Annotated in this window: 4 protein-coding genes; 3 read left to right on the top strand and 1 reads right to left on the bottom strand. The window is 32.2% G+C overall.

Annotation, left to right across the window (positions count from 1 at the left end):
- The first annotated feature begins 482 nt into the window (after positions 1-482).
- Positions 483-1310, top strand: coding sequence for an ATP-dependent sacrificial sulfur transferase LarE (gene larE / locus F6K40_RS38515; protein WP_293145066.1), 828 nt, complete (start codon positions 483-485; stop codon positions 1308-1310).
- Between the two features lie 572 nt (positions 1311-1882).
- A complete protein-coding gene (locus F6K40_RS38510) occupies positions 1883-2212 on the top strand; it encodes a hypothetical protein (protein ID WP_293145063.1) in 330 nt (109 codons plus the stop codon).
- Between the two features lie 289 nt (positions 2213-2501).
- Here F6K40_RS38510 and F6K40_RS38505 read toward each other — a convergent pair whose 3' ends face one another.
- The gene (locus F6K40_RS38505) at positions 2502-3266 is read right to left on the bottom strand and encodes a DUF559 domain-containing protein (RefSeq protein WP_293145060.1); all 765 of its coding nucleotides are present in this window, start codon (positions 3264-3266) and stop codon (positions 2502-2504) included.
- A 372-nt stretch (positions 3267-3638) separates the two neighbouring features.
- On the opposite strand from F6K40_RS38505, the gene F6K40_RS38500 reads away from it, so the two are divergent.
- Complete coding sequence (locus tag F6K40_RS38500) at positions 3639-4787, top strand: histidinol-phosphate transaminase (RefSeq protein WP_293145057.1); 1149 nt, start codon at positions 3639-3641, stop codon at positions 4785-4787.
- The last annotated feature ends 537 nt before the right edge of the window (positions 4788-5324 follow it).

Raw genomic sequence — 5324 nt, 5'->3', positions numbered from 1 at the left:
TGATAGGAAATAGGTTGGGAGGCAATATGCAATAGTTGCAGGTGTTAATTTTTCTACGTTTTTACAATTTTTGTGAGGAAAAATCAAGAGTTTTAGAGGGTATCTATAAATAAAAAATTAAACCTTGATGTAGGGTGGGTTAGGCAGCAATAATCTCACAAAATAAAATAATATTTATCTAACCGCCGTAACCCACTAAGTATAGATATTTGAGGAGTTTCTTGAGATTTATTTTACAGATACCTTCTTAAAGATTAATTTAGTAATTTTTTGGCACTTTTTGTGACCAGAAAAAGCCTTGAAGTTTTATATGTAAATGCTTTTGATATTTAATCAGCAAACCCTAATTATTTACTGTTATCTTGATTTATCTTTATGATTAATAAATAAGGTTTCAAGCTTCCGGTTTTAGGAGGAGGTACTGATAACTGATAACTGATAACTGATAACTGATAACTGATAACTGATAACTGATAAAGATAATGTTGACAAAAAAACTAGAAGAACTGAAAAATATATTTACTGAAATGGAGAAAGCTTTAATTGCTTACTCTGGTGGAATAGATAGCACTTTAATCGCTAAAATTGCTTATGATGTTTTGGGCGATAAAGCTTTAGCTGTAACTGCTGTTTCTCCTTCTTTATTACCTGAAGATTTGGAAGATGCTCGAATTCAAGCAGCAGTTATTGGTATTTCCCATGAAGAGGTAAAAACTAATGAAATGGAGAATCAAAACTATACTTCTAACCCAATAAACCGCTGCTATTTTTGTAAAAGTGAATTGCATGATACTCTCAAACCTTTGGGGTTAAAACGAGGTTATTCTTATGTAGTAGATGGAGTAAATGCTGACGATTTACGAGATTATCGTCCTGGTATTCAAGCAGCAAAAGAAAGAGGTGCAAGGTCGCCTTTAGCAGAAGTAGGAATTAGTAAGTTTGAAGTTAGACAACTTGCTAAAGAGTTAGATTTACCTTGGTGGGATAAACCTGGTCAACCTTGTTTAAGTTCCCGGTTTCCTTATGGGGAAGAAATTACTTTAGAAAAGTTACAAAGGGTTGGGCGTGGGGAAAGATATTTACGAGATTTGGGATTCAAAAATTTACGAGTACGTTCGGAAAAAGATACTGCTCGAATTGAAATTTTGCCAGAACAAATTAAGGAGTTTGTGTTGACAATAGATTTGCCTAAGTTGGTAGGAAAGTTTCAAGAGTTTGGCTTTATTTATGTCACTTTAGATTTAGAAGGATATCGGAGTGGGAAGTTAAATCAGGTTTTGTCGCGTGAGGTATTGGGAGGAAAAGTTTAGACTAGGTTTCTCAGAAATTAAATTATTCCCATAGGAATGAAGTTTACTTTCTGCGAGTCTTTTTGTAGGTTATACCAGTTTCAAAAAATACTCCTATATTGATTTTTTTTAGTAGTTAGAGGATGCTTTAGTTTCCCAACATTAGTAGTTAAAGGAAACTGGAGAAAACAGTTTTTCCCACTACCAAACTCCTAGCTCTCATACTGTAACTATCTATGCATGAATTTGGTATTAGGAACTTGTAGGTAGAGCTGTTTCATTAATTAGAAAATTGATTATTTCGGTCAAATTTATGACTAATCCCAATCATAATAGCTGAATGCTATAAAAAAGAAATGAAAAACTTATTCCGAGAATCAACTGTTTTCCAATCCTAGATATTATTTATCTTTTTATTCTTATTTCTGAAAAATAGTGATCGCTCTTATCCAACTATGACAATTACACTATAAAAAGTAGTTCCTTGAAGTAAGAATCTTAACGAATATATTTCCATGTTTGACCTCACTTCCGCAGAGAAAAACTTAACTATTCTTGACTGTGCAGAATGACCTTTGAGTTTTAATTATGAAATGACTTTGCAAGGATACAATGTTATTTCTTTTGATTCAATATATCAGTTTAATGCCGATGAAATTTCTCAAAGTATTCAGGCAATTTATCAAAATATTATTGACCAAGCAAAAGTCAATTACGCTCGTTTTCTATGGCACAATTTTCAGTCACCGGAAAATTTTGGAAAAGTAAGAATGGCAGCTATGGAAAAATTTTTACAAGACTTTCCTAATGGAGTTGAGCAAAAACGTTATTTAACTGCTGAGTTGCCGAACTTACCTTTTGAAAATAGAAAATTTGATTTAGCTTTATGCAGTCATTTCCTATTTTTATATTCTGACAAATAGTCAGAATAATTTCATCTAGAATCAATTTTGGAAATGTGTCGAGTTGCTAAAGAAGTAAGAATTTTTCCTCGGCTGAAACTTTCTGGATAAATATCCCAATTTGTAATGCCAATAATTGAAAAATTATCAACTCAAGGATACAGAGCAGAAATTAAACAAGTAGCTTATTAATTTCAAAAATGAGGTAATCAAATGATAAGCATTCAGCGGTAATCTATTAGCTATTAATACCAATTGTGAGTATTTATATTTGATTTATAAACTTGAATAACTAATGTCAATCTTAACTTTAAATATTATTCAGAATTTCTAAAAATTCATCAACAACTAAACTTGGATTGTTATAGCATTTATTTGAATCAAAACGGAAAATCCTCATGCCATTTCTTTCAAAATCTCTTTCTCTTTCTTGTTCTTCTACTCGTCTTTCAGGTGTATGAGATATCCCATCTACTTCAAGTATTGCAGATTTTTTATTATACAATACAAAAAAATCTGGTTCTTTATTTTCACGACCTTTTTTGGTTGTCAATCTAAGGGCACTATTTGGGAAAAAACATATACCTCTTTTGTCAAGTTCTTCTGCTATTTCTACTTCTGATTGAGAACGAAAATTCAAATTTTTCCATTTAATAGGATTATCTTTAAATCTACAGTTATTTAATGGTTCTAAATTTGTAGTATTATTTGAAAGTTCAATTTGACGTAGAATTTTAAGTTTTCTTTCTTGAAAATCCTCAACTGTTAGACTTACTGAATTAGATGAATCTGAATCTAAATCTTCATCATAACGATTTTTATAAGGTAGGCTTTGATTGTCTGTTAAAATTGCTTTAAAGTTTTCTCCTAATTCTTCAGAAACAGCTTGTTGTAATTTGCTATACCGACTGTCGATTATTTTTTTTAATGCAAAATACTTTTCAACAAAAATAATTGCTCTCTTTTTGTCAAAATCTAAATCGATCAATTTTGCACATTGTTGAAATAATATCTTTGTAGACGGTGATTCTAATTTGTCTATTATTTTCTGCCATGCAAGTTGTAAATCTGTCATATCAAAACTTTAAATATAATACTTTAAGACAGTATACATCACCGAAAGCCTTAGCGTACTTTTTCGTTCCATTACTACCGAAGATGGCAACAATAGAAAGTTCGTGTTAACAGGTGCAGCATTGTAAGGTTTTGTGGAGAAAAAATATATTTTGGCATAAAACTAGAGAAATAATACCAAATCCGATTTAGAAAAGCCAATTATATATTCCCTTTATTGACTATTAAAGCTTACTTTTTACCTCACTGCATAATCAGCTTATAATAACCAGGTTTGGTATTATTTATTGTAGTTTGATTTTTTGAATAATTGTGTAAAGTTTATAATCAATGATAAGCTCTAATTAAGAAGCAAAAATTATTTAATTAACTTATGTTCACTTTTATTCGTTCAGACCTTAATAACCTTAAAGCTTATACTCCTCATCCTGGTGGTAGTTCAGAAATTCCTTTGGATAGATTAGATACTAATGAATGTCCTTATGATTTACCAGACAATTTAAAGCAAAAATTAGCTGAGAATTATCAACAGTTAATTGAAACAAACCGTTATCCTGATGGGAGTCATTTAGAACTTAAAGAAGCAATAGCAAAATATGTAAACGAAGCAACTCCCTCGGCGAATATTTCTGCTTCTAATATTTCCGTTGGTAACGGTTCGGATGAATTAATTCGCTCTCTATTAATTGCTACTTGTTTGGAAAATCAGGGATCTATTTTAACCGCAATTCCTACTTTTTCTATGTATTCTATTCTGGCTAAAACCCTAGGAGTTCCTGTAATAAATATGGGGAGAAAAGAAGCAAATTTTGAAATAGATATTCCTGCTGCTCAAGATGCTATTAATCAAACTAAAAATCCTGCTGTAAGAGTAGTATTTGTGGTTCACCCAAATTCTCCAACTGCTAATGCTTTAACTTCCGAAGAATTGTCATGGTTACGGAGTCTGCCAGATGATATTTTAGTGGTAATTGATGAGGCTTATTTTGAGTTTAGTCAAATTTCCGTAGTTGAAGAATTAGATCGACATCCTAATTGGGTTATTTTAAGAACTTTTTCTAAAGCTTTTAGGTTGGCTTCACTGCGGGTAGGATATGCCATAGCTCATCCAGAAATTATTATTAATTTGGAAAAAATTCGCCTTCCCTACAACTTACCAAGTTTTTCTCAAGCTGCTGCTAAATTAGTGCTTTCTCATAGCCAAGATGTACTATCTTTTATCCCAGAAATTTTGAAAGAAAGAAGTAAATTATTTACTGCTTTTGCGAAAATTCCAGCTTTGAAGGTTTGGGAAAGTGCTGCTAATTTTTTCTATGTCAGATTGACAGATGAAGGATTAAAGTTAATAAGTGAAATTTCCCAAGATGAGGGCTTAAATAGTTTAATGCAGCAACTTAAAATTCAGGGAACTTTGATTCGTCATACTGGTGGAGGGTTAAGAATTACGGTAGGAACTCCTGAAGAAAATCAGCGGACAGTTGAGAGAATTCAAAGTATTTTTTCATTAATGGATAATAAATAATTACCTCTGGCTAAAAATAACTAATTTTTCTCTATTCATTTTTCGATAGGTTGATAGATTGACTATTTTGCCTACCACAAAATAGTCAATCTATATTTTTTAACCAAATTGAAAATTTCTAGGGCGATCTTTGAGAGCTTCAGAAAATGAAGACTTACCTTTGCTGAGGATAGACTTCTATATGTAGGTATATATGTAGGTAAAACTTAGGAGCTAATTGCTAGTATTAATATTCCTGGCAATTTCTGGCAATCATGGAAGACAAGATGGGAATTTCTGAAAATTTTAACTCCCCCGGGGGGAAGTCCCGCGCTCTCCATCCCCCTCCATCCCCCCTAACCCCCCAAGGATAAGCTATCCCTTATAAGGAACTCTTGAAACCCTTGTGGGAGGATGGGGAGGATGGGGAGGATGGGGAGGAGGGGGAGGAAGAATTCTGTCTACATTCATAAAAAAGTGTATTGAAAAATACTCTTTTCTCCTGAAAAAGCCGATTCAAGACTTAAACATAACTTGTCTATGTTGTCAAGTTTTATG

The sequence above is a fragment of the Okeania sp. SIO3I5 genome (assembly GCF_010672085.1).
GTDB lineage: Bacteria > Cyanobacteriota > Cyanobacteriia > Cyanobacteriales > Microcoleaceae > Trichodesmium.
The sequence above is the reverse complement of the archived record's forward strand: the minus strand, read 5'-3'. Positions and strand labels throughout refer to the sequence as shown.